At 66.0% G+C, this 20,601-nt stretch carries 15 protein-coding genes and 1 pseudogene; 8 read left to right on the top strand and 8 right to left on the bottom strand.

What is annotated here, in order from left to right; genetic code table 11:
* Nucleotides 1-88: 88 nt before the first annotated feature.
* Nucleotides 89-2,135 (top strand): annotated as a pseudogene (gene cphA, locus IPK20_15725) (cyanophycin synthetase).
* A 10-nt stretch (nucleotides 2,136-2,145) separates the two neighbouring features.
* Nucleotides 2,146-4,719: a cyanophycin synthetase gene (cphA, locus tag IPK20_15720; protein MBK8018029.1), complete on the top strand. Its 2,574-nt coding sequence runs from the start codon at nucleotides 2,146-2,148 to the stop codon at nucleotides 4,717-4,719.
* A 17-nt stretch (nucleotides 4,720-4,736) separates the two neighbouring features.
* Here the strand turns inward: cphA (IPK20_15720) and IPK20_15715 are convergent, their stop codons facing one another.
* Nucleotides 4,737-6,692 (bottom strand): PEP-CTERM sorting domain-containing protein, encoded by a 1,956-nt coding sequence (locus tag IPK20_15715; GenBank protein MBK8018028.1) that lies wholly within the window; start codon nucleotides 6,690-6,692, stop codon nucleotides 4,737-4,739.
* Nucleotides 6,693-6,882: 190 nt separating this feature from the next.
* Here IPK20_15715 and IPK20_15710 point away from each other — a divergent pair, with 190 nt between their 5' ends.
* On the top strand, nucleotides 6,883-8,202 hold the full coding sequence (locus IPK20_15710) for a DUF2088 domain-containing protein (protein MBK8018027.1): 1,320 nt from the start codon (nucleotides 6,883-6,885) through the stop codon (nucleotides 8,200-8,202).
* Between the two features lie 748 nt (nucleotides 8,203-8,950).
* Here IPK20_15710 and IPK20_15705 read toward each other — a convergent pair.
* The 6 genes from IPK20_15705 to IPK20_15680 form a co-directional block, all read right to left on the bottom strand.
* Complete coding sequence (locus IPK20_15705; GenBank protein ID MBK8018026.1) at nucleotides 8,951-9,730, bottom strand: DsbA family protein; 780 nt, start codon at nucleotides 9,728-9,730, stop codon at nucleotides 8,951-8,953.
* 61 nt (nucleotides 9,731-9,791) lie between these two features.
* The gene (locus tag IPK20_15700; GenBank protein MBK8018025.1) at nucleotides 9,792-10,265 is read right to left on the bottom strand and encodes a PEPxxWA-CTERM sorting domain-containing protein; all 474 of its coding nucleotides are present in this window, start codon (nucleotides 10,263-10,265) and stop codon (nucleotides 9,792-9,794) included.
* Between the two features lie 404 nt (nucleotides 10,266-10,669).
* Complete coding sequence (locus IPK20_15695; protein MBK8018024.1) at nucleotides 10,670-11,755, bottom strand: hypothetical protein; 1,086 nt, start codon at nucleotides 11,753-11,755, stop codon at nucleotides 10,670-10,672.
* Nucleotides 11,756-11,807: 52 nt separating this feature from the next.
* Nucleotides 11,808-12,746, bottom strand: a complete 939-nt coding sequence (locus tag IPK20_15690; GenBank protein MBK8018023.1) for a hypothetical protein — start codon at nucleotides 12,744-12,746, stop codon at nucleotides 11,808-11,810.
* 440 nt (nucleotides 12,747-13,186) lie between these two features.
* Entirely contained in the window at nucleotides 13,187-14,866 is a 1,680-nt protein-coding gene (locus IPK20_15685) for a carboxypeptidase (GenBank protein MBK8018022.1), read from the bottom strand.
* A gap of 159 nt (nucleotides 14,867-15,025) precedes the next feature.
* Nucleotides 15,026-15,157 (bottom strand): 30S ribosomal protein THX, encoded by a 132-nt coding sequence (locus IPK20_15680; protein MBK8018021.1) that lies wholly within the window; start codon nucleotides 15,155-15,157, stop codon nucleotides 15,026-15,028.
* Between the two features lie 267 nt (nucleotides 15,158-15,424).
* Between IPK20_15680 and IPK20_15675 the strand changes: the two genes are divergently transcribed.
* The 5 genes from IPK20_15675 to IPK20_15655 all read left to right on the top strand — a co-directional run bounded on the left by IPK20_15675 (nucleotide 15,425) and on the right by IPK20_15655 (nucleotide 19,039).
* Nucleotides 15,425-16,048, top strand: a complete 624-nt coding sequence (locus tag IPK20_15675; protein ID MBK8018020.1) for a hypothetical protein — start codon at nucleotides 15,425-15,427, stop codon at nucleotides 16,046-16,048.
* 125 nt (nucleotides 16,049-16,173) lie between these two features.
* Nucleotides 16,174-16,590 carry an FKBP-type peptidyl-prolyl cis-trans isomerase gene (locus IPK20_15670; protein ID MBK8018019.1) on the top strand — a complete coding sequence of 139 codons (417 nt, stop codon included), beginning with the start codon at nucleotides 16,174-16,176 and terminating at the stop codon, nucleotides 16,588-16,590.
* The gene (locus IPK20_15665; protein ID MBK8018018.1) at nucleotides 16,587-17,357 is read left to right on the top strand and encodes an enoyl-CoA hydratase/isomerase family protein; all 771 of its coding nucleotides are present in this window, start codon (nucleotides 16,587-16,589) and stop codon (nucleotides 17,355-17,357) included. Before IPK20_15670 ends, IPK20_15665 begins: the two co-directional genes overlap by 4 nt.
* Nucleotides 17,358-17,472: 115 nt before the next feature.
* On the top strand, nucleotides 17,473-17,913 hold the full coding sequence (locus IPK20_15660) for a helix-turn-helix domain-containing protein (GenBank protein ID MBK8018017.1): 441 nt from the start codon (nucleotides 17,473-17,475) through the stop codon (nucleotides 17,911-17,913).
* A 337-nt stretch (nucleotides 17,914-18,250) separates the two neighbouring features.
* Nucleotides 18,251-19,039 (top strand): ADP-ribosylglycohydrolase family protein, encoded by a 789-nt coding sequence (locus tag IPK20_15655; protein ID MBK8018016.1) that lies wholly within the window; start codon nucleotides 18,251-18,253, stop codon nucleotides 19,037-19,039.
* A 531-nt stretch (nucleotides 19,040-19,570) separates the two neighbouring features.
* Here the strand turns inward: IPK20_15655 and IPK20_15650 are convergent.
* On the bottom strand, nucleotides 19,571-20,542 hold the full coding sequence (locus IPK20_15650) for a cyclase family protein (protein MBK8018015.1): 972 nt from the start codon (nucleotides 20,540-20,542) through the stop codon (nucleotides 19,571-19,573).
* Nucleotides 20,543-20,601: the final 59 nt, after the last annotated feature.

Raw genomic sequence — 20,601 nt, 5'->3', positions numbered from 1 at the left:
AAGTGTCCATGACATGTAAACCGCCTGAAACACTGGTGCGTTTGCCCGGTGCCCGGGCCCTCCCGGCCCGGGCAATTCGACAAGAACCATGCAAAGAAACATCGAGATTCTCGGCGTCACCTCCCTGCGCGGCCCCAACATGTGGACCTACGGTCCGGTGCTCGAATGCCTGATCGACATCGGCGCACTCGAGGATTCCCCCTCCGACCGGATTCCCGGCCTGCAGACGCTTGCCGGCATGCCCGGCGGATTCGGCCGGACGCGCGAGACGCCCGCCCGGGGCGTCTACAAGATGGTCGTGACGTCGTGGCACGACGACGTCACCCTGGCGGCCGTGGAGATGGCGCGCGATCTGGTCCTGGCCGCCATGGACGGAAGCTCGTACGACGTCGCGGCCGCCGTCGCCCGGGTCCGCCGGATGAGCGATTCCCTCTGTCTGGGACCCAGCACGGCGGCGATCGCCGCCGGCGCCGAGGAGCGGAAGATCCCCGCCATCCGGTTGAACGACGGCAACCTGGTCCAGCTCGGCTATGGCAGCCGGCAGCGCCGCATCTGGACGGCGGAGACGGACCGGACCAGCGCCATCGGCGAGAGCATCTCCCGTGACAAGAATCTGACCAAGCAGCTGCTGGAGTCCTGCGGAATGCCCGTGCCCCAGGGCCGCGCGGTCGACAGCCCCGAGGACGCCTGGGACGCCGCCCTCGAGGTGGGACTGCCCGTGGTCGTGAAGCCACAGGACGGCAATCACGGCCGCGGCGTCTTTCTCGGTCTTGCCACGCAGGCGGAGATCGAGAAGGCCTACGCCGTCGCGCAGGACGAAGGGTCGGGAGTGCTGGTCGAGCAGTTCATTCGCGGCAGCGAGCACCGCCTGCTGGTGGTGGGCGACCGCATGGTCGCGGCGTCCCGGGGGGACATCGCCTATGTGACCGGCGATGGCCGCTCGACCGTGGAAGCGCTCATCGAGTCGCAGTTGAACAGCGATCCCCGGCGGGGAGCCACGGAGGACCACCCGCTCAATTTCGTGCGCATCGATGCTGCGGCCCGGCTGGAGCTTTCCCACCAGGGGCTCGAACCGCATTCGGTGCCTTCCGCCGGTACGCGCGTGCTGATCCAGCGCAACGGCAACATGGCGATGGACGTCACGGACGAGGTTCATCCGGACGTCGCGCGGACGGTCGTGCTGGCCGCGCGGATGGTGGGCCTCGACATCGCGGGCATCGATCTCGTGGCGGAAGACATCGGCAGACCGCTCGCGGAACAGAATGGCGCCATCGTCGAGGTCAACGCCGGACCGGGCCTGCAATTTCATCTGCGCCCCGCCAACGGACCGGGCCGTCCGGTGGGCAGGGCAATCGTCGACCACCTGTTTCCGGCTGAGGAAGACGGGCGCATTCCCGTCGTGGGCGTGGCAGGCAGCCGGGACGCGGCGACAGTGACGCTGCTCATCGGACATCTGCTGGATCTCGACGGCGTGGCGGCAGGTCTGGCGTGCCGGGAGGGGCTGTATCTGCGCGGCCGGCGGATCGAAGCGTCTGACGCCACAGGTTGGGGCTACGGCCGCAAGCTCCTCATGAACCGGTTCCTGGATGCGGCCGTGATCGAGTCCTCGGCCCGCACCCTGGCGGCCGAAGGGCTCGCCTACGACCGGTGCCAGGTGGGAATCGTGATGGGTATCGACGCGGGCGACGCGATGCCCGAGCGGAGCATCGACACCATGGAGGACCTCTTCAAGGTGTTCCGCACGCAGATCGACGTGGTACTGCCCGGCGGAACGGCCGTGCTGAATGCCGACGATCCTGCCGCGCTGGAAATGGCCGGGCTGAGCGACGGCAGGGGTCGTGCTGATCGCGGCGAGTCCGGACAACCCGGCGATCGTCCGTCAGCGCGCGGATGGCGGATGTTCGGCAAGTGTCCGTGACGGCCGCATCACGGTATCCACGGGCACCACCGATGTCCCCATCGTTCATCTGTCGGACGTCCCGTACGTCCAGGGCCCGCACATGGCGCCCGCCGTTGTCCGTACGCTTGCCGCCGTGGCCGCCGCCTGGTCCCTCGGTGTTCCGTTCGAAACCCTCCGGACCGGCCTCGAAACCTTCGATCCCGCGTGTGTGACCGGGACGCCGCCCCCGAACTGAGGATCCGATCATGGAAGTCACTCGAGTCCGGGCGCTGCGCGGACCCAATCTGTGGTCGCGGCACACGGCGCTGGAACTGGTGGTGCTGCTGGACGCCCACGAGCGGTCCATCGATCAGATGCCGGGCTTCGAGGCCCGGTTGCGTGCACGCTTCCCCGGGATCGGGCCGATCCGGCCCATCGGCCACACGGGACTGCTGCCGGCAGCCCGTGCACTGGAGTTCGCGCTTCTGCGGCTGCAGGCCGAGGCCGGTTGCGCCGTCACCTTCAGCCACACGGCCCCCACCGTGAAGCCGGAGTCCTATCGCGTCATCGTCGAATACACCGAGGAGGCCGTGGGCCGGCTTGCGCTGCGGCTGGCGTGCGAACTCTACGAGGCGGCGCTTGCCGACCGGCCCTTCGACCTCGACGCAGCCCTCAAGCAGCTGCACGACCTCGACGAGGACGTCCGTCTGGGGCCCAGCACGGGCGCGATCGTGCACGCGGCGGTCGCGCGAGGCATTCCCTACAGGCGGCTCACCGAAGGCAGCCTCGTGCAATTCGGCTGGGGGCGCTACCAGCGCCGCATCCAGGCTGCGGAGATCGACAGCACCAGCGCCATCGCCGAATCCATCGCCCAGGACAAGGAGCTCAGCAAGTCGTTGCTCGCCGCGGCAGGCGTTCCCGTGCCGGACGGCGTGTGCGTCGACACGCTGAAAGCTGCGGTGGCGGCGATGGAGCGGATCGGCGCGCCGGTGGTGGTCAAGCCAAGGGACGGCAACCAGGGCAAGGGCGTGACGACCAACATCGTGACCCGGGACCACCTGGAGATCGCGTTCCGCGTCGCGCAGGAATACGAAACCGACGTGATCGTGGAGCGGTTCGTGCCCGGGCACGATCACCGCCTGCTGGTGGTAGGCAACCGGCTCGTGGCGGCCGCTCGGCGGGAACCGCCCCATGTGATCGGCGACGGAAGACACACGATCCGCCAGTTGGTCGAACAGGTGAACGCGGACCCGCGGCGAGGGGAAGGTCACGCGACGTCGCTCACCAAGATCCGGTTCGACGACATCGCCCACGCCTGGCTGCGCATCCAGGGTTTCGAACCCGACTCCATCCCGCCGAAAGGCGCCCGGGTGGTCCTGCGCAACAACGCCAATCTGAGCACGGGCGGCACGGCCACCGACGTGACGGACGACGTGCATGCCGAGCTCGCACAGCGTGCGGTGGAGGCGGCACGCACGGTAGGCCTGGACATCTGCGGCGTGGATGTCGTTTGCCAGACCGTGTCGCAATCCCTGGAGTCGCAGAACGGGGCCATCGTCGAGGTGAACGCCGCACCGGGTCTGCGGATGCACATCCACCCCTCCTACGGCCGGGGCCGGGATGTCGGCGAAGCCATCGTTCGCGACATGTTCGGCGACCACGGCGATGCGCGGGTGCCGGTCGTTGCAGTAACCGGCACCAACGGCAAGACCACGGTGGTGCGCCTGACCACCGCGATGATTGCCGCCTCGGGGCTGTGCGTGGGCATGACCAATACCGACGGTGTGTTCATCGGCGGACGGCAGATCGACAGCGGCGACTGCAGCGGACCCCGCAGTGCCCGCAACGTGCTGATGCATCCCGATGTGGAGGCTGCGGTGCTCGAGACAGCGCGTGGGGGATTGTTGCGAGAGGGTCTGGGATTCGACCGCTGCTCCGTGGCGATCGTGACCAACGTCGGCAAGGGCGACCACCTGGGTCTCAATTACATCGAGACCGTGGAGGAACTCACCGTGCTCAAGCGGGTGATCGTGCAGAACGTGGCGCCCCACGGCGTGGCGGTGCTGAATGCCGCGGACCCGCGGGTGGCGTCCATGGCGAGCGTTTGCCCGGGCTCGGTCACCTTCTTTGCCCGCAATCCAGGGCTGCCGGTGATCGCCGAGCATCGCGCGCGGGGCAGGCGATCGGTGTATACCGACCGCGGCGATCTCGTGGCGGCCGAGGGCCGGCGGGAAGTGCGCCGCATTCCCCTGTCCGCCATTCCCCTCACCCGAGGCGGCACCCTTCCGTTCCAGGTGGAGAACGTGCTGGCGTCCGTCGCCGCTGCGTGGGCGGTGGACGTTCCCTGGCCCGGCATCGAATCGGCGCTGGCGCGCTTCGAGAGCGACGCCGCGACCGTGCCGGGCCGGTTCAACGAATTCGCGTTCCGGGGCGCGAAGGTCATCGCGGACTACGGACACAACCCGGATGCGATCCTGGCGCTCGCACAGGCGCTGGAGGCGATTCCTTCGCGGCGCCGGATGATCGTGATCAGCGCTGCCGGCGACCGGCGTGACCAGGACATTCTCGACCAGGCGCAGGTCGTCGGGGAGGGGTTCGACGACGTGATTCTCTATCAGGATGCCGCACAGAGAGGCCGGGCGGATGGTGAAGTGCTCGCGCTGCTGCGCGCGGGGCTGAAGCAGGCGACTCGAACGCGATCCATCGAGGAGATCCGCGGCGAGTTCGCGGCCATCGACGCGGCGCTCGCGCGGCTTCAGTCCGGCGACGTGTGCCTGATCCTCATCGACCAGGTCGAGGAAGCCCTCGCGCACATCGCCAAGAGGGTGGCGGAGAACTGACCGTAAGGACCGCCTTTTCAGGCGCGGCGGCGGGACCGGACCATGGAGCCTACGAGGCCTGCCCCCGCCAGCAGCATGGCCCACTCCGCGGGCTCCGGCACGGCGACGACCTGCACGGAGACCAGATGCGCCTCCGTCAGCAATTGGAACCGGTACTGAGGCAGCGCCGCATCCCCCGCCGGTTCGATCGCGATCGAACCGTCCGCCGTGTCGAACAGCACGACACCGAACGCGGGCCCCGGTCCGGTCGGCACATAGCCGGGTGCGAAGCGGAACCGCAGCACGCCTGCAAAGCTCACGTGGCCGTTGACGACCAGCAGATCGCTGTCCGGACCGATCTCCACGTCCAGCACGGCGTTGTCCCCCATGTCGAGGTCGCCCTGGATGGTGAACATTCCCGGCGAGTTGCCCGGAGACAGCGTGCCGTCCAGGAACACTTTGGTCTCGTCGGCATTGTTCCGGAGCACGCCGGAGCCGGTGACCGTACCGCCTTCGAAGCGGAACTCGTCGGCAAGGAACTGGCCATCCACGTGCGTAGTCCCTGCGGTCTGGACATAGGTGCCGCCGTTGCGGTCGAGCATGGCGCCTTCCGCGACGTCGACCGTGCCGGCATTGGTGAAAGCGACGATCGGATTGGAGACCAGCGTACCGGCCTCCACCTTGAAGGTGCCTTCGTTGCTTACTTCAAGAGCGAGTTCGTGGCTCGTCTGGGATCCACGCTTGACGAAGGTCCCCTCGTTGAACAGGGCTGCACCCCCGACCGAGGAACCGCTGCCTTCGAGCAGGACGGAACCTCCCTCGAGAACATGGAGCGTCGCTCCCGGGCCGCCGGACAGCCCCGCACCGGACCCGAAGGTGGAGGTGCCGCCCAGTTCGGTGGTGCCCGCTACGTTGTGAACATAGCCGAACGACGCGTTCATTCCGGACTTGAAACGGATGAGGCTGCCCTGAGCGCCCGTGACGATGGTCAAGCCCATCGAGGACACGCCGGTCACATCCATCGTTCCCTGCAGAGCGAGGTTGCCCGCCGCACCGTCGAGGCTCGCGACCGTTCCGTCCCCTTGCCAGATGAGCTTCGCACCTCTGCTCAGCTTGAGCACACCAGCCGCTTCGTACCGCGTGGCATCGATGGCGAAGTCCGTGAAACCGTCCAGTTCCACGTCACCGTCTCCGCGAATGACACCCTCGAACGTGTGCGTCCCCTGGAAACGGAGGGACGCCCCCGAGTCGACGACGAACTCGCCGGTGTGCGCCTCGAACTGGTCCTGGCTTCGTTGCTGAACGATCAACGTTCCCACGCGGTTGCGCACAACCCCTGAATTGCGTCCGGTCGAATACGAAAGCGTGGCTTCGGCGGCCCCTCCGGTACGGTCGAACGTGCCGTCGATGTCCAGCCTGTTGTTGAAGAGGGCCCGGTCGCCATTGCGCATCTCCAGCGCCGCCCCCGACACGAGCGTGGTGTTCGCATTCCAGAGGATGCCCTGGGCACCATCCAGTACGGACGTGCCCTGCAGCACCGCCGCCGTGGCGTTCATGCCGCCGAGAAAGGCGTTGGTGTAGTGGATCCCTTTCTTGAAGGTCCAGGTGCCGCCGGGGCTCGTCACGAACAGATGGAGCCCACCGGCAACCCAGGCGAACGACTCGTTGAAGGTGGCATCGCCCGTGACCTGCAGGTTGCCGCCGGTGATTTCGAACGGGGTGTTCACCGTGAGCGACCCGGCCGCGTACTGCGTGAAGGGCGATGCCGGTGCGCCTGGTTCCTGCCTCAGCGTCACGGTCGCGCCCGAGAGCGTCGAAATGGTGACGGCGTCGTTCCCGCCCGGAACCGTTCCCGGGGCCGACGGCGTCGACGACCAGTTGGCGGGGTCGTCCCAGAATCCGCCGGCTTCGTTGATGCAGGAATAGTCGGCGGCAAGCGCGGAGGCTGCGTTCGCGGCGAGAAGGAGCGCAATGCTTCGGCGGATCATGGGCATGGGGGTCTCTTGTTGTCGATTTTGGGGTCCGGACTTCGAAGCAGGGCCGGCACGCGCGATAGTACCGAAACCACCAGGGGAATACACCGGGGGGCCCGGACACTCCAGCCTGATCCGAAAGGCAGGGTCCGTCCTGACAGGGACCGCCCGCCAAGGCACAATAGACGCAAGATTCACCGGAGAGATCCCCATGATTCCCGATCGCATCGAAGTCAACATCGCCGGCGGCCTGGATGTGCCCCTGCCCCCCATGGCCCGGGTACGCCAGAAGTTCGACCCGACCCGCCTCGACGACATCGCCGGCGCCGTCCGCCGCGAGTTCGCCCGGCCGGAGATCCGCGAGCGGGTGAAGCCGGGCCAGGTCGTGGCCGTCGGCTGCGGCAGCCGGGGCATCGCCAACATCGCACTGATCGCCTGCACGGTGATCGAGGAACTGAAGGCGCTCGGCGCAAAGCCTTTCGTGTTCCCCTGCATGGGCAGTCACGGGGCAGCCACGGCGGAAGGCCAGAGGAAGGTTCTGGAGACGTACGGGATCACGGAGGCGGCCACCGGCGTCCCCATCAAGGCGACCATGGATACGGTGATCGTCGGTCATCTGGACGACGGCACGCCGGTCCACATGGACCGCCATGCGGCCGAGGCCGACGCGGTCGTCGTCATCAACCGCATCAAGCCCCACACGGGCTTCCGCGGCGCGACCGAGAGCGGTCTCACCAAGATGCTGGCCATCGGCATCGGCAAGATCGTCGGCGCGGCGACCTACCACACCCACGGCATGGACCGGTTCCCCGAACTTCTGCCCAAGGTGCGCGACGTCAACATCACCAAGCGCAACGTGCTGTTCGCCGTGGGTATCCTGGAAAACGCCTACGACGAGACGTCCCATGTCGAGATCGTGCCTTCGGAGAAGCTGGCCACACGCGAGCCGGAACTCCAGGCGATCGCCAAGCGGCAGATGCCGCAGATCTACTTCGACGACATCGACGTGCTGGTCATCGACGAGATGGGCAAGAACATCTCCGGCGCCGGCTTCGACCCCAACATCACCGGCCGCAACCGCCGCGCGGTGAACTGGTCCGCCAAGCCCATGGTCAAGAAGATCGTGGTGCTGGGCCTCACGAAGATCACGCACGGCAACGCCACGGGCCTCGGCTCTGCGGACGTGATCACCATGCGGCTGTACAAGGAACTGGACATCCCCTCCACGTACGCGAACATCATCACGTCGATGAATCTCGACGGCGCGGCAATCCCCATGATCATGAACACCGACCACGACGCGATCGCGCTGGCGGTGAAGACGGTCGTGCGGGTGAAGCCCGAGAACTGCCGCATCGTGCGCATCCGCAATACGCTGCACCTGGGCGAGATCGAGGTTTCCGAGGCGATGCTGAGCGAAGTCCGTTCGCAGCCGGACAAGTTCGAGATCCTCGAGATGCCGCGGGCCTGGTCCTTCGACGCGCAGGGAACGGTGGCGCCACTGCTGGAGGCAGTGCACGCGGCAGCGTAGGGTCGAGCGCCCGGCGACAGCCGATCTCGAGCTTCGGTCAGCCGTCGGTGCACTGACACGACCGGAGCCGCGTCCATCCATCGAACCCACCCCCATCCTGTCCTTCCCCCTGAAGGGGAAGGAACCCGACCTCGGGCAGGGTCGCACCTTGCCTGAGGCCGTGCACTCGGCAACGTGAGGTCGAGCGGCCGTCGGCGATCGATCGGGGCCCATGCCTGGACGCGACCGGAGCCGCGTCCACCCATCGAACCCACCCCCATCCTGTCCTTCCCCCTGAAGGGGAAGGGACCCGACCTCGGGCAGGGTCGCACCTTGCCTGAGGCGGTGCACTCGGCAGCGTAGGGTCGAGCGCCGGCAGTGGTCGATGATGCCCGTGCCTCGACGCGACCGGAGGCGCGTCCACCCATCGAACCCACCCCCATCCTGTCCTTCCCCCTGAAGGGGAAGGGACCCGACCTCGGGCAGGGTCGCCACGAGACACGGATTGAGCGGTCGACTCGAAGCGGGACAATCGAAGGATCCACTCGCGACCGTCTGTCGCAGCAGGTCCCTTCCCCTTCAGGGGGAAGGACAGGATGGGGGTGGGTTCCCGATGTCGATGTCCGATGTCGATGTCCGATGTCCGAGGTGGATGTCCGAGCTCCGATGTCCGATGTCCGATGTCCGAGGTGGATGTCCGAGCTCCGATGTCGACGTCCGATGTCCGAGGTGGATGTCCGACACCCTGGGTCCCGTCCCGTCGCCGTGCCTATCGCCCGACTTCTGCCAGCGCCGCCTCGATCTCCGACTTGAACATCGAATAGGGCGCCGCGCCGCGCAGCCGCCGCACCACGCGCAGTCCATCCTCCGTCGACTTCGCCAACAGGAATGTGGGGGTGCTGCTCACCCCCGCCTGCACGGCGCCTTCCACGTTCGCGCGGATCCTTTTCTGGACCGATTCGTCTTCCATGCACCTGCCGAAACGGGTCTCGTCCACGCCCACCGCCTGCGCATGGGCCGACCACGGCTCCAGCTCCCGCTGCTTCGAGAACAGCCGGGCATGCATCTCCCAGAATTTGCCCTGATCGCCCGCGCAACGCGCCGCCTGAGCGGCCTTCAATGCCAGGGGGTGAATGCGCTCCAACGGCATCTCCGCCACGAGATAGCGCAGCTTTCCGCTATCCACGAATTCGCGCTTGATTTGCGGAAAGGTCTCCGCGAAATGCCGCCCGCAGTACGGGCACTGATAATCCGAGAATTCCACCAGCACCAGGGGTGCATCCGCGGAACCGAGCATGGGACTGTCTTCCGGGTCCAGCGGGGAAGGATCGACCCTTTCCCAGCCGGTGCCGCCGCGGCGAGCGGCCGACAGCGCCTGCTTGATCGCCTGCATGTCCTGCCTGAGCGCATCCAGTTCCTGGCGCATCTGTCTCACTTCCTCGCGCAGATCGGCCGGTGCCGCCTCCTCCGCGTGAACGGGCGTCGCCGACAGCACGACGCAAACGATCAGCCCGAGCCATCCTGCGAGTGCCGCAGCCATCGATCGCATTTCGTCTCCTCGATATCGAACGATCACCGCGAGCCGTCGCCGGCCCGCGGTCTTGATCACATCACCGTGAGAATGCGCGGCGACGCATTTGCAGACCAACCAGCGCAATACCCCCCGCCATCAAGGCCCACGTCTGCGGCTCCGGAACGAGTTGAACGTTTCCCACGAAGAGTTCCGTGTTCGCCGTGTCCGCCGACACCATCCGCAGATACCGGCCGCTGCTGCTGTCGACCATGCTGGCGTCGTCCACCAGGCGGACGTGGACCGTCCACGTCGCCCCGGCTGCGAGCGAGGCGCGGTTCCACTGCAATGCCACGTCGGCATCGCAGGCGCCCGGGCATCCGTTGGCACCGTCCGTGACACCGTTGGCGGTCACCATGGTGCTGGACAGCGCATTGCTCAGATCCGCCGCCAGCGCCGTCACCTGCCGCCGGTCCGGATCGCCGGCCGCCGCCGCGCCCCACGACTCGCTCACGTTGTCCTGATACGCCGGCACGCCTGTCCGTCCATCGCCATCCGCCTGCACGCGGAACATGAACCGCAGATCCGAAAAATCGACGGCCCCCGTGTTGCTGAAGCTGTAGGTGAGGTCCACGACCGACGTGCCGAAGCCCGTGGCCGAAGAGGCGAACGTGAGCGCCGTACCCAGCACCTGCTCTCCCGGCGACTTGGTGCCGAGCAGTCCGTCAACGTAGAGGAAGGGCGTGATCTGGCTTGCCAGACCCGTTGCACCGTACGCGACGTTCTCGTACGACGCACCGCCCAGATCGGTGCCCAGCGTGATGGCAGCGGAGGCCGTTCCTCCACCCGCCAGCATCCCTGTCAGTGCCAGAACGCCGAGCGTTCTTGGAAACGATTTGGATTGCATCAGTCTCTCCTTTCAATTCCCGTGCGGAAAGGCGCGGACGCCCGGTGTACTGGAGTCCGCGCAAAGTTCGTTCAACGAGGATTCGTCCTGTCTGCCGCATCGACGAGCGCAAACTCGCGAACGTAACCGGCCGTCGTCGCCCCGGGCGGCTCCGTGTCGCGCCCTCCCGGGGACACGTAGACCTGGACTGCAGGAAGCAGCAGGCCGTATGTGCCGCGAAACTCCGACGACATGCCGATAAGGATCTTCAGCGAGGCCACGTTGCCACCGCCTTCAGCCAGGAGGTTGCGGGCGATCTCCTGCACGAGCTGATCGCGGGTCTTGGCGTTACGCGGATCCACCTGATCGCTGCGGCGAAGTTCCTGCCAGTTGCTGATCACGGCCTGTGTCACCTGGCCATCCGCGTCCATCGCCACACGGGCGAGTCCGGGCGCGGGGACATAGGTGAGCTCGCGCTTGGTCTGCGGATCGACGAAGGGAGACTTGAGCTTGAGGCCGCGGCGCAGATAGACGACCTTCTGCACCACCACCGGCGCCTGGCCCGCGCCCTTGTCGAAACCGATCGTGAGGTCCTTCACCGGGACCAGCTCACCGTTGGGCGGCGTGGGGATCTCGTTGGTCGGAAGCCCCAGGTACTTGCCGAGGAACTCGACCGCCTTTCCGTATGCATCGGGGTTGCTCATCTTCACCGGCTTGAGGTCGCCCGGCTTCAAGTCGACGACCCTCGGCCGCGAGAGATAGCGGATATTCCCCACACCCAGGTTCTTGCTGAAGCTCAGCGACTTGAAGGCTTCGCCTCCGCCCTCCTGTCCCGTGGTCGCGGTGCACTCCCCTTGATCGGGATCGCCGGTGGGCGTCCCGGTGCGCTGGCAGTCCGGTCCGAACGCAGGCGTGATGCGCGCGCCGAAAGTTCCACCGCGTGCGGTGTTGAAGTTGAAACTCTTGCTGAGCGGTGTTCCGAGGTCGGCGCTGAGCAGCGCCTCCACCAGACCGCTGTTGCTGTTGCCGATGACCGGCGGAAGCGCGGCGCCCACCAACCCCAGCAATCTGTCCAGCGACGGTTCCTCTTCCTGCTTCTGCGCGTGTGCCGCGCCGCTCGCTCCCGCGGCAATCAGCGCCGCGAGTACCGCCTTGTGCATGATCGATCTCGAAAACATGGTGCTGTCCTCCTTGCGGACGTGGTCGTTCCCGGCGGGGCCGGGACGACGCTCACGGGTTCCAGGTGGTCTCGCCCGACGGATCGCAACCGCCGTAGTACATGTAGGCGTAGTTGCTGTTGCTCGGCGGGTCCGCGTAGGTGAAGTTGTAGCGCTCGTTCCACAGGCGGGTGAGCGCATCCGACCCGGAATTGCTGACCGATACCGCGATCGGGCATTGGTCCTGGCAGGTGCCGAACCAGTTCCACGGGTCGTACCACTCGCAATCGAACTCGTTGGGCCGGTAGAGATTGGTGACCCAGGAATACGCGACGCTGGACGAGTGTCCGTCGTGCGCGACATCGGTGTAGTCGCCGTTGAAGCTGGACGAGATCCACATGAGGCCGTGGAAGCCCGTCCACAGGTGCGCGATGCGAGTGCTGGCGCCGTCGCGCATGGCGTTGGGAATGCCGCTCAGGTTGTCGTCGTCGGCGCTATAGCAGGACGACAGGTGGAGGAACATGACGTAGCTGTCGCCGACGCGCATTTCGTTGGAGCTGCCGCCGCCATCGATCTCGCAACTGCTCGAGATCGAGCCGTTCGACTGGCGCATCGTGCCTGCCCAATGGTCTCCCGCGTCGGATCCGTGCGTGGCGATGATCGCCGCATCCATCCAATCCACACCGGACGGGGATGCGGATTGGTGATCGCGGCAATCGCCGTCGTACGACGTGTCGCAGAACCGGCTGATGTTCATGTTGCCGTCGATGTACCGGTACCGGTTCGCGGCGGGGCCCTGGTAGTGCCCGTGCACGCCCATGTGGTCCCACCACGCCTGCGCCATGCCGGGCCAGGAGCTTCTGTCCCCCCCGCCACACCCCGCGCCTCCCGACACGAAATCCCCGATGGCATACATGCCCACGTATAGCGCGGATGCGTCGGGCGCCATGGTCGCCGCCGCCGCCAATGCGGCCACTCTGGCCGCAAGTCTCCATCTTGATTCTGTCTCCATGAACGCTTCCTCCTAAGGTTGCGTGTTCCGATGCGAAGAATCACGTGCGGCGCCGTCAATGCGGCGACGTCAGGGAAGTCTGTTCTTGTGGTTGCGTGCTGAAGCGGCGGGCCTGGACGGCGTGAGCGGTCCGCTGTTCCCTCGTGGGCGAATCTGACCTGAGTCACCTCCGAACAGTGCGTACGTGAAGCACGGCGTCGTCTTCGGCGCGTGCGAGGCCAAGATACGCCGCGCTCCCAGGGGCAACAATAGAATCTTCGTCAGATCATGACATTGTCGTTTGTGGACGACACGAAAGGGGTGAGCGAGCGCGGTGCGTTCGCGCCGCGCCTTGCGGTGCAAGGTCGATGGTTCGAAGAATTCGGGGTACCGCCCCCAGCCGGGAATGCCGGCTTCAGGTCCTGGCGGTCAGGTGGAGAAGAGTCCCGGCCGGCGCCGGTTCAAGCGAGCGTGACACGCCGGCGAAGCGTGCCCGCCCTGTCGTGTCGTGCAACGATTTCGAGGGAAGAACCCTTCGGTGCAGCGACGACCCACTCGCACTTCGCGCGGTCTTCGGTGGTGTCGCCGCCCCATCCCGACCACTCCGACGGCGCACTGGAGGTGTAGGCCCGGCCGTGCAACTGTCCGAGTTCCGTGCGCGGCTCTCCCTGCAGCAATGCCGCTCCCTCGGGGAGCGACAGCTCGAAGATCACCCCGCGCACGAAGCGGTTGTCCTTCGCGCGGCGCGTGACGTGGGTGGGGAGCCAGCCCGTGTTGTGCACGACGGCTCTCACTTTCCACACACCCTCGCCCAACCCCTGCACATCGGCGGAATGCCACTCGAGGAGCGGCGAGACGAGCGCCTGCCAGATGATCCACGCAGGAAACCTTGCCACCTCCCGCTGCAGGAACTGCGGCGGCGGATTGCTCCACGTGTAGAGGGCGTTCCAACCGCCCAGTTCGACGGTTCCGAGCTGCGGATGCTCGAACGGATACCACGGGACGAATCCCTCTCCGTTCAGGACTTCATCGTTCCATCGCAGGAGGGCGAGATCGTCGTCCACCGGATGCTCGCGATACCAGTCGATGAACTTGTAGTCGGTGATGCCCGCCTCGCGCTGCGGACTCCAGATCTCCACGGTCCAGGCGAAAACGCCCAGATGTTCGTACAGCCAGTCGTCGAACGCGCCCGTGATGACTTCCTTGGGGTGATAGCGGAAATCGTGGAAGACGGAGATGTTGGGATAGCCGGTGAGTTCGGTCCCCTTGGCTCCGATCTTCTGATACGTCCACAGGTCTTCCGCAGGGAGCGTGTCGTCGGCCTTGTGCGAATAGGGGCGCAGCAGCACGCCGCTGTAGGTGTGGAAGGCGATGCCGCAGGTGATGTTGGGATGCGCGCTGATGAACGCCACGGCCGAACGCACTTCCGGTTCGGACGCGGGATAGGGGCCCGCACCGTGCTGCTCGTGTTCCTGCCGCCAGTTGGCCGGATAGTTCCGGTTGAGATCGAGACCCTCCCGGCGCGCCTGCATCGCGATCGTCACGCCGTCATAGCGGTCGATCAGGCCCTCCGGCAGGAGCCGGTAGTAGACCCCGCCGGTCTCCACCGGGTCCCGGCGGACCATCAGCCGCGGATCGCGATCTGACACCTTCCACGGACCGTTGGCATCCCGCACCCTCATGCTGAGGATGCGGCCGTCTCCGTCGACGTCCTGCCTTTGCAATCCGCCCGACGGCTCCTCGTCGTGGGGATAGGGCCGGGTCGAGGACCGGATGATCCGCGGCTGGTCGGCCAGCGCCCATTCGGCGCCGTCCGGGTTGAGCCGAGGACAGACATGGAAGGCACGCGTGTCGAGTGCCCGCGTGATGTCGGCATCGCGGCCATGACCTTCGGCCAGCGTCCGCAGGAAATGCATGCATGCCGCAGAGCCCGCCACTTCCGTGGCGTGGATGTTGCCGTCTACCCACACGGCCGGCTTGTCCCGGGCGGGACCGGTGGCGGTGTTCGTGGCGGTCATCAGCCAGATGTCGCGGCCTTCGAAGCTCTTGCCGATGCTCTCGAGCGAGAACAGATCGGGGCGGCCGCGGGCGAGGTCCTGCAGTTCGCGCAGGAGCGGCTCGTATCTCGCGTAGGAAGTCACTGGAAGAAGCCTCTATCGACGTTGCGGCGACATCCGGCACTGCACGCCAGGGACCGCGCACCGCGGTGCACGTGCTCCATCGCATCGAGGCACTTCATGCCGCGGGCGCGGTGGCGACGACCCGCTGCATCGCCGCAAGGCGATGCAGCGGGACTTTCCTCACTTGGCCTTGGGCTTCGCCGCAGTCTTGCTGGACGGAGCGGCTGCCTTCTTCGGTTGCTGCGGCCGCGAATTTCCATAACTGCTCACGGCAATCTTGCCGCGGCGCGTGCGCTTGTCCCCTGCTCCCATGCTTGCTCTCCTTCGATGTGATGAATCGACCTGTCCACGTGTCCGGGCCTCGACGGCCGGACGGCGAGCCGGATTCTATTCGAGGGCGCCCCATTGATCGAGCGATCCTTCGCCGCTCGCGGGAGTCACCCAGCCCGTGCGGCGGCCGGAACGGGTGCCGATTCCGCCTCCGGGCACGGAGAGGGCAGCAAGTCCGCGGAACCTGCCTGGCGCTGTCGAACCTTCCATTACACTTGCAGCGGTCTCCCTGTCCCCGGCGGCTCTGTCATGAATTGGTTCAAGGTGATCGTCGGCTTCGCCGTCATGTTCGGCGTGATCTTCGCGTGGGTGCGGATCATGTCGAAACTGCGCGGCGAAGCGTCGGGCCCGATGTTCAAGATGGAGTTCGGCAAGCGTTCACGGAAGAAGGATGACGCGGCCTCGAACGAGCTCGAGCAGATCATCGCCGCGCACCGCGCAGGTGTGGCCTTGCCGGCTGCAGCCGCCACGCCTGCGCCGACACCAGCAGCTCTGGAAACGCCTCCGGAACAGAGGCCGCTCCTCGCGAAGGAACACGCCCGGCCGGCACCCGAACCGGTGCTCGCCGGACCGCAGAAGGTGCTCTATCTCGCCTGCCGCACCGCCTTTCCGGAGCTCATCGTGTTTCCCCGGCTTCCGGCCGCTCAGTTGCTCGGGACAGCCGCCATGGGCGCCGTTGCGCAGCATGTCTTCGATGCCGTGCTGTGCCGGCCGGACTACACGCCGCTCGCCGTGATCGACATGGGAGACCCGCACAATCCCAGTCAGGCGGCGCAGATGCTGCTGCGCGAACGAGGCGTCCGGTATCTCGAGTTCGACCGCCGCTCGCTTCCGCGCCGCGAGCAGCTTCGCGACGCCGTGCAGGGCTTGTGAACATGCCCACATCGTCCGTGTCATCCCTCTTTCTCTTGCGAGTCCCCTCCGTGCCGCACTTTCTTCGTCTGCTGTTCGCTTCCCTCCTGCTCTCCTTCTCCGCAGGACCCGTCTTCGCCCAGGGCATGTACGTGGAATTCTCCGATCGCCTCCCCGATGGTCCGGTGGAAAAGACCATCGCCATCGACCGCGTCGTGGGCGATGGACAGGAGACGGTGCGGGGGCAGTTCGTCGTGCTGGAGTACGAAGGCTGGGTCTACGATCTGTCCGCTCCGGAACGCAAGGGCAGGAAGTTCGACAGCACGAAGGATCGCGGCCAGTCGCTGTCCGTCCTCGCAGGCGTGAACCGCATGATCACGGGATTCGACCGCGGCATCATGGGCATGCGGGTGGGCGGAAAACGTACGCTGGTGGTTCCCCCCAAGCTGGGCTACGGCACGCGGATCGCCTTCGGCGAGGTACCGCCCAACTCGACGCTGATCTTCGACGTCGAGTTGCTGGACGTCGTGCCCGCCAGCAATGTCCCTGAGGATCACCCATGAGCGCGGTGCTGCTGAGCGAGATCCGTGACGGCGTGCTGGTTCTCACGCTGAACCGGCCGGATGCCATGAATGCCATCGATGTCGCGCTGCGGCAGGCGCTCATCGAGGCACTGCACGCGGCGAACCACGACGCAGATGCGCGCGCCGTGGTGATCACCGGCGCGGGCGACCGGGGATTCTGTTCGGGGCAGGACCTCGCCGAAACGGCGAAGTACCGCGTGGATGACATCGAAGCGTGGCTTTCCGCCAACCACGCCATGTACCGGGCCGTGCGAGATCTCGACAAGCCCTCGGTGGCCGCCTTCAACGGAACAGCCGCCGGAGCGGGATTCCAGATCGGGCTTTGCTGCGACCTGCGCGTGGGTTACCCCGAGATGCGCATCGGCCAGCCGGAGGTCAGGGCGGGGCTTGCGTCGGTCGTGGGTTCGCAGATGATGACCACCCACGTCGGCCTCGCCCACAATCTGGAGCTTTCCCTGCTCGGAGACCTGGTCACCGGACAGCGTGCCTACGAGATGGGATTGCTCAACCGGCTCGTGCCGCAGCATGAAGTTCTGATCACCGCCGAGGGCCTCGCGGGGAAACTCGCTTCCCTGCCGGCCACGGCCGTTCGTCTCACGAAGGACCGCTTTCGCCGGCTCACCCAGCCCGGGTTCGACCGATCGCTGGAGGACGCCATCCTCGCGCAGACCCGGGCCTACGAATCCGGCGAGCCGCAGGCGGCCATGGAGAGATTCCTCAACGCCCGCAAGGGCAAGACCCGGTAGCGTCCGGAGCGATGTCAGCTGGAAAACCGCGCAGTTGACGTTGCCGATCGGAGACGGCATAAGATTCGCATGGGCGAGGGTCGCCACAACAACAACACGCAGGACTGAGGGAAAGGTGAACCAGGAAACGCAGCCTCGCCACATCTGGCAGTTGCCCACGGAACACGTGAGCGCCACCGTGGTCACGGCCGAAGCCTGCCGATTCTCGGTGCTCACCCGCGCCCAACTCGAAACCTACATGATGGAGCACCCGGAGCTTGCGCTCGCCATGCTGCGCATGCTGATCGGCCGGGTCAGGGTACTCACCCGCACCGTGGGCAATCTCTCCTTGCTGGACGTCTATGGGCGGGTGGCCCATCTGCTGCTGGACATGGCCGTGGAAGAGAACGGCCGCCTGGTGATCGAGCGCAGGCTCACCCAGCAGGACATCGCTACCCGCGTGGGCGCTTCCCGCGAGATGGTGAGCCGCATCCTCAAGGACCTCCGCGCGGGGGGTTATGTGGAGACGGAGGACAACCGGATGGTCGTGCTCCGCAGTCCGCCGAAGACCTGGTAGCCCCTCCCGCAGGCGGAAGTCCTCTCCCCGCCTGATCAACCCTCGTCCGCCGAACTCCTGCCCGAGAATTTCTCTCCGGTTGTGACAAATTCACGTGCTCTGGAGCACGCCGGCCTCTATTCTGGAATCCATTCCGGCGTTGGCTTGGTTTTCGATGTCAGCCCGGATCCGTGGAGCGTCGCGCGGGAGCCAATGCCCGTGCCCCCGCCCCTCGAGCAATAACAACAATTCGAAACCGCGAAGTCCGGGGCATGACAAGTAGCACGTGTCGAAGTACGTGCGGCACGTCGCGTGACAGGGGCCCCCGCGACCTTGCCAGAGGGAAGGTGGATCATCGATGCTGGGCGCCATCGCCGGTGACATCGTCGGGTCTGTCCACGAATGGACCGCCACCAAGACGAAGGACTTTCCGCTGTTCGTGGCGTCGAGCCGCGTCACCGACGAGACGATCCTGACGCTCGCGGTGGCGGAATGCCTCATCGACGGCCTGGACTACGCGGAGACGTTCCACCGGTATTTCGAGGCGTATCCCGGGGCGGGCTACACCGGCACGTTCGTGCGGTGGGCGTTCCAGAAACAACGCGAACCCTATCGCAGCTTCGGCAACGCAGCCGCCGCGCGGGTCGCCGCGATCCCCTACGCCTTCGATTCATTGGACCATGTGCTGGAAGAAGCCCGGCACTGCGCCGGCGTCACCCACGACCACCCGGACGCAGTGGCAGGCGCGCAGGCTGTGGCGACCTGTATCTTCCTCGCACGCAACGGCGCGACGCGAGACGAGATCCGCGATGCCGTCGAACAGCGCTTCGGCTACTCGCTCGCACAGTCCGTGGACGAACTCAGGGTCGCACACGAGTTCGACAGTTCCACGCTGGGCTCGATGCCGCAGGCCATCCGCGCCTTTCTCGATTCCACGAGCGTCGAAGACGCCATCCGCAACGCCGTGTCACTGGGGGGTGATGCGGACACCATGGCCAGCGTGGCGGGCGCCATCGCCGAGCCGTTCTACGGAGGCCTGCCCTACGACATGCGCAACACCGTGCTGTCCAGGCTGGACTCTCGTCTGCGCGACGTCTACGACCGCTTCAAGGAACGGCACCGGAGCCGATGGAACAGAGTGCCCTGAGGACAGGAGGAAGAACACCGCCGGCCGCTCACGGATCATTGTCCGTCCTCACCCGAATCAAGTTCGGACGTTTCTGGCGGCAGGGGGCCTGCCGCGGACAAGAGACACCACGAACGCAGCACCGACGAGCACGGCAACGGCCATCACCACGACCCCATGCCCCGGGGAGAACAGAAGGCCGCAGTATCGCGCCCGGGATGCTTCGAGGATGGCGTTGAAGCGGGTCAACCCATCGAGGGCGGCCAGAGGACCGGGATCGGAACCTTGGGCGACGCCAGGAACGAATGCAATGAGCACACACGACTCGAAGGAAACTGCCAAATTGGAGTCTTCGCTGCTTTGGCGTGACCTCGATCGGATACGGCACGGGGCAGGTGGTCCGGACAGTCCCGGCGACGCATCCATTCCTGCCACATCGCCCCTGCCGGCCGGAATGGCCTCGGAGACATCACCACTGCGCGAAGCCTGACCAGCGCCTTCGACTGCCTGGACCAGCAGCCATCGCCGGTCCAGGCAATACAGGGGCGTGGTCTACTTGATGGCGATGGGGTTGATGATCGCCTGGACCGCTCCGGTGAGGCGCGAGGGGCCCAGCGTGAACAGGAACTCCCATGCCTGATCCTTGGCCATCTCTGCCGTTTCCATGTTCTCCAGGATGAAGATGCCGTTCTCGGGAAGCAGGATCTGGTGCACCTCGAAGACGCCGGCACCCTTTTCGAAGGGCAGCACTTCCAGACCCCACGTATCGGCGCCGATGGCTGCGACACCCAGACCTGCAAGGTAGCGGGCTCCCTCACGGCCTAGGCCCGGCTCGACCGATCCATAACGCTTGTCGTCCTTGCCGATGAGCGAGGTCCAGCCCGTGTGAAACAGCACCACATCGCCCTTGTCGATGCTCTTGATGCCCTGACGCTTCATGGCCGCTTCGATTTCCGCCCTGTTGAAGGCAGTCCCTTCGGGAACGAGACCGTCCTTCCCGTACAGGGGGACCATGTCCAGCAGGATGCCGCGAGTGGCAATGGGCGGAAGCGTCTCGATGCCGTACTTGGCAAGACCGGTCACCTTGCCAATGTCTTCGCCCTTGAGGCAGTTGAAGTACTTGGCGTCGACGCCGATGTGGCCCAGGCCGTCGATCTGGGAGCCGACACCGTTCCAACCCATCACGATGTCGTCGTTGTACGTCATTTTCGTCGGCCCCAGACTGACACCGTTGACCTGGTTGGGCTGAAGCACGGTCACGGCGTAGTTGCGGGGAGGAAACGCGGGGGTCAGGCGGTTGGTCTCGATGCCGAGTTGATAGGCCTTGCCCTTGGTCACGGTCTTCATGGCCTGCAACACTTTGTGCGAGCCGAGATGGTTGAGGTTACCGATCTGATCGTTCGGGCCCCATTTGGACATGCCGCACTTGACCTCGTCGGCAAGGGCGGGCAGCGAAATCGCAGCTGCGGCGCAGGCTGCGGCCAGCGTGCGGATGGCCGTTCGGCCGATATGTCGTTGTTGCATGAGTTCTCTCTCCCGTTTGAGCTTGGTTTCGTGATGTTCCGACCGGCACCGCCCCGTTG

This window comes from Betaproteobacteria bacterium, from assembly GCA_016713305.1.
Lineage (GTDB): Bacteria > Pseudomonadota > Gammaproteobacteria > Burkholderiales.
The sequence above is the reverse complement of the archived record's forward strand: the minus strand, read 5'-3'. Positions and strand labels throughout refer to the sequence as shown.

Excerpts from the sequence above, each read along its gene's own strand:
- cphA (MBK8018029.1), top strand. The coding sequence starts at position 2,146 with ATGGAAGTCACTCGAGTCCGGGCGCTGCGCGGACCCAATCTGTGGTCG.
- IPK20_15715 (MBK8018028.1), bottom strand. The coding sequence starts at position 6,692 with ATGCCCATGATCCGCCGAAGCATTGCGCTCCTTCTCGCCGCGAACGCA.
- IPK20_15710 (MBK8018027.1), top strand. The coding sequence starts at position 6,883 with ATGATTCCCGATCGCATCGAAGTCAACATCGCCGGCGGCCTGGATGTG.
- IPK20_15705 (MBK8018026.1), bottom strand. The coding sequence starts at position 9,730 with ATGCGATCGATGGCTGCGGCACTCGCAGGATGGCTCGGGCTGATCGTT.
- IPK20_15700 (MBK8018025.1), bottom strand. The coding sequence starts at position 10,265 with ATGTTCCGCGTGCAGGCGGATGGCGATGGACGGACAGGCGTGCCGGCG.
- IPK20_15695 (MBK8018024.1), bottom strand. The coding sequence starts at position 11,755 with ATGTTTTCGAGATCGATCATGCACAAGGCGGTACTCGCGGCGCTGATT.
- IPK20_15690 (MBK8018023.1), bottom strand. The coding sequence starts at position 12,746 with ATGGAGACAGAATCAAGATGGAGACTTGCGGCCAGAGTGGCCGCATTG.
- IPK20_15680 (MBK8018021.1), bottom strand. The coding sequence starts at position 15,157 with ATGGGAGCAGGGGACAAGCGCACGCGCCGCGGCAAGATTGCCGTGAGC.
- IPK20_15675 (MBK8018020.1), top strand. The coding sequence starts at position 15,425 with ATGAATTGGTTCAAGGTGATCGTCGGCTTCGCCGTCATGTTCGGCGTG.
- IPK20_15670 (MBK8018019.1), top strand. The coding sequence starts at position 16,174 with ATGTACGTGGAATTCTCCGATCGCCTCCCCGATGGTCCGGTGGAAAAG.
- IPK20_15665 (MBK8018018.1), top strand. The coding sequence starts at position 16,587 with ATGAGCGCGGTGCTGCTGAGCGAGATCCGTGACGGCGTGCTGGTTCTC.
- IPK20_15655 (MBK8018016.1), top strand. The coding sequence starts at position 18,251 with ATGCTGGGCGCCATCGCCGGTGACATCGTCGGGTCTGTCCACGAATGG.
- IPK20_15650 (MBK8018015.1), bottom strand. The coding sequence starts at position 20,542 with ATGCAACAACGACATATCGGCCGAACGGCCATCCGCACGCTGGCCGCA.